This window comes from Halogeometricum sp. CBA1124 (assembly GCF_009741955.1).
Lineage (GTDB): Archaea > Halobacteriota > Halobacteria > Halobacteriales > Haloferacaceae > Halogeometricum > Halogeometricum rufum.
The window spans coordinates 1-3317 of sequence record NZ_WPCD01000286.1; the positions used below are offsets into that span (position 1 = coordinate 1).

1 protein-coding gene and 2 pseudogenes are annotated in these 3317 nt (G+C 68.7%); 1 reads left to right on the forward strand and 2 read right to left on the reverse strand.

Going from position 1 to position 3317, the window contains the following annotated elements; all coding sequences use genetic code 11:
- Positions 1–44: 44 nt before the first annotated feature.
- Both trmB and GJ632_RS20455 read right to left on the reverse strand, forming a co-directional pair.
- Positions 45–1104 (reverse strand): annotated as a pseudogene (gene trmB / locus GJ632_RS20450) (HTH-type sugar sensing transcriptional regulator TrmB).
- A 184-nt stretch (positions 1105–1288) separates the two neighbouring features.
- Positions 1289–1992: pseudogene (locus GJ632_RS20455) on the reverse strand (proteasome assembly chaperone family protein).
- A 141-nt stretch (positions 1993–2133) separates the two neighbouring features.
- Here GJ632_RS20455 and GJ632_RS20460 point away from each other — a divergent pair.
- Entirely contained in the window at positions 2134–3276 is a 1143-nt protein-coding gene (locus tag GJ632_RS20460) for a mechanosensitive ion channel family protein (protein ID WP_191453885.1), read from the forward strand.
- The last annotated feature ends 41 nt before the right edge of the window (positions 3277–3317 follow it).

Here is a 3317-nt window from a genome sequence, read left to right on the forward strand (position 1 = left end):
AATAGCGCCGGTCGCGAGAACCGACGGTCGGATAGCGGACGAACTCAGACGAACCGCGTTCGGTCCGGCACTTCGTCGCGACCGAGGATTATCTCCTGTGCCTCCACGTCTTCGAGGGCCGAGACGAGACCCCCGACTTCGAGGACGCTCTCTTCGGTCTCCATCTCGAAGGAGGCGACCTCTTCGGACTCCTCGAACGTCGTCGTGACGACGCGCCCCTCGACGACGATGGGGTCGCCGGACTCGACGTGCCGACCGGAGACGGAGGCGTAGAACTCGCCGTCGAGTTCGCGCATGTCCTTCACGGCGCGGCGGATGGAGGCGTAGCGGCGGGGGGAACGGCCGGCGCTTCCCGTTGGCCGCCAGCGTCTCGGCCGTCGTCCAGAGGACGGTCCCGAAGAAACCGCTGACGAGGAACCCGAGCGCCGAGCGGTTGAAGATGACGCCGTAGCGGTCTCTGTCGTCGCGGAGGGCGTCCTGCGTGGCGTAGACGGAGTACTCGCCGTCGCGACGGCGAGGACGGGGGTCGTGATGCCGCGGCGACCGCGCGCCCGCGTGGCGACTTCGAGGTAGTCGAACTCCACCGGGTCCGGGGCGCGCGAGGCCGGCGTCACGAGGAGGTCGACGCTCACCCCGTCGTCGATGGCCGCCGCCAGGTCTCGCGGAAGCGACGGAGGAGGTCCGGCGCACCGAGAGGACGAGTTCGTACTCGGCGTCCGCGATTATCTCCTCGATGTAGCGCAGGATGGTCGACCGGGACTTGACGAGGGAGACGGCCTCGGTGTCGCGGGCGGGGGCCGTGTAGCGCGCTTCCAACTCCGAGATGAGTTCCTCCAGCGACGTCTGCACGTTCGCGAACGCGTCGTCGGGGTCCACGGCGACGATCTTCATCGGTCGCGACTCCCGGAGTTCGACGAGGCCACGGTCCGAGAGACTCCGGACGGTGTCGTACACCCGCGGTTGCGGGATGTCCGTCCGGTCGGCTATCTCCGAGGCGGTGAGTTCGCCGTGTTCGAGGACCGCGAGGTACGCGTCTATCTCGTACTCGCCGAGGTTGAACCGGTCCCCGACAGTCTCCATCGTCGTCCGGAGTTCGTCTGCCATACCTCCCCGGTCGAACCCGAACCCCTTGGTGTTTACTATACTCCGAGTAGCACCGGTTTTCAGAAAGCGATGGTATATCACGGACGAACGTGGCTGACGGCGGAACGTCCCGCCGAGTCGACCGAGCCTCACGGGCCGCCCGCACAGACCGGCGGCGTCGGCGCCTCTCGGCGCCGCCCGGCGCTCACATGTACATCCGGTCTTCGGGCATCTCGGCCTCGCGTTCCTGCAGTCGTTCGGCGAGTTCCGCGTAGTGTTGGCGCACCTCGGCGGCGAACGCCTCCAACGGGTCGGCGTCGACGCCCAGTCCGTAGACGCGTTCGGCCGTCTCGACCAGACGGACGGCCGCGTCCACGTCGGGCACCTGCGCGTGGACCGGCGTGACGTAGACGCAGACGCCGAGCGAGGAGTCGATGCCGCGTTCGACGAGGGCGCGTTGGTCCCGTCGAAGAAGCCCCGGCCCATCGGCGGAATCTCCGCGTCGGTCAGTCTGCGCTCCCGGTAGTCGTCGGTGGCGACGTAGTACGTCAGGTGTTCGTCCGGGGCGTGCGGAATCGGGACGCCCGAGAGGACGGCTATCTCGCCGACGTCGTTGCGCGCGGTCCACTCCAGGACGGCGTCGGCGAACGCGCCGCCCGCCACCGCCGGGACGAACAGTTCCCCGACGAGAACAGTCACGTCGAGGTCGTCGCGCGAGAACAGGCGCGTGTGGTGTCGCGGCCGGCCGTCCTGAAACGGCGTGATGGCCGGCAGTCCCTCGACGGAGAGGTGGCCCGTCTGCTCGAGTTCGAGTTGGTCCACGACGAAGTCGACGGCGGTGAGGCCGGCGAGGCCGAACGACGAGAACCCCGCGAGGAGCGTCTCCCCGGGCGTACCGTCGGTGGTGATGGTGAGTCCGGCGTCTGTGTGCGGTTATCGAACATGTGGAGAGCAACGTCCGGCGGCGACTTATCCGTTCACCCCGCCCTCGTCCGACGCGAGCGGGGAGAGTTGCGACCCTTTTTCAACGGCCCCGCCGTGGTCGGGCGTATGCAGACGGGGACAGGGACGGAACCGGCGTCCGGCCCACAGACGGCGTCGGCGTCCGAACCGGGGGCGACACCGGCGTCTGAAACGGGGACGACGGTGGGCGACGCCGGCGGGACGGCGACTGCGGGCGCGGGCGGGAGCGGTGCCGGTCCGCCGACCCCGGTTCCGACGCCCACCGAGGGAGAACAGGCCGTCCGCGAACTCCTCCCGGACTTCCTGTTCTTCCCGGGCGCGAACTACGTCGCGGCCGCCCTCGTCGTCGCCCTCGGCTACGTCCTCTCGGGGTACGTCGTCCGCGTCGTCGGGCGACCCATCGCCCGTCGCTTCCGCCGACAGAGCGTCGCGCAGGTGATGCTCCGACTCGTGCGCCTCAGCATCTTCATCCTCTCGCTGGGCGTCGCCGCCGCCGTCGCCGGCCTCCGATTCGGCGACGTCGCCATCTCCGTCGGGGTGTTCTCCGCCGTGGTCGGTATCGTCCTCGCGCCCCTCGTCGGGAGCACCATCAACGGCCTGTTCATCCTCGCCGACCAACCGTACGAAGTCGGCGACATGATCGAACTCGACAACGGACGGAAGGGGTTCGTCGACGAGATAACCATCCGCTACACGAAGATGTTCACGCTCGACAACACCTTCCTCGTCATCCCCAACGACACCATCCGCGACCGACTGGTGACGAACTACTCCGCCGAGGACGAGCGCATCCGCCTCCGAATCGGCTTCCTCGCCACGTACGAGTCCGACATACCGAAGACGCGGGAACTGCTCGAACGCGCCGCCAGCGACACCGAGATGGTCATCGAGGGCGGCCCGGACATCCGCATCGGGAGCGCGCGCTACCCGGCGAAGCCCACCGCCTACCTCGAGGAGTACGCCGACAGCGGCATCCTCGTCACCCTCCGCTTCTGGGCGAAGAAGCCGTACAAACTGCTCGCCGTTCGCTCGCGCGTCCAGACGAACCTGTACGAACTCCTCGACGACGAACCGGACGTGGAGGCGGCGTACCCGCACACCCACCACGTGTTCGACGACACCAGCGGGTCGCTCCGCGCAGAGGTGGCCGAGGGCCACGACGCGGCGTGGACGGATGCGGGGTCGCGGGTGGAGATGGACCGGCCGCCCCGCGACGGCGACGAGAACTGAGTCCGGGTCGGTCCTCGCCTCCGACCGCCGGCGCGGTCCGT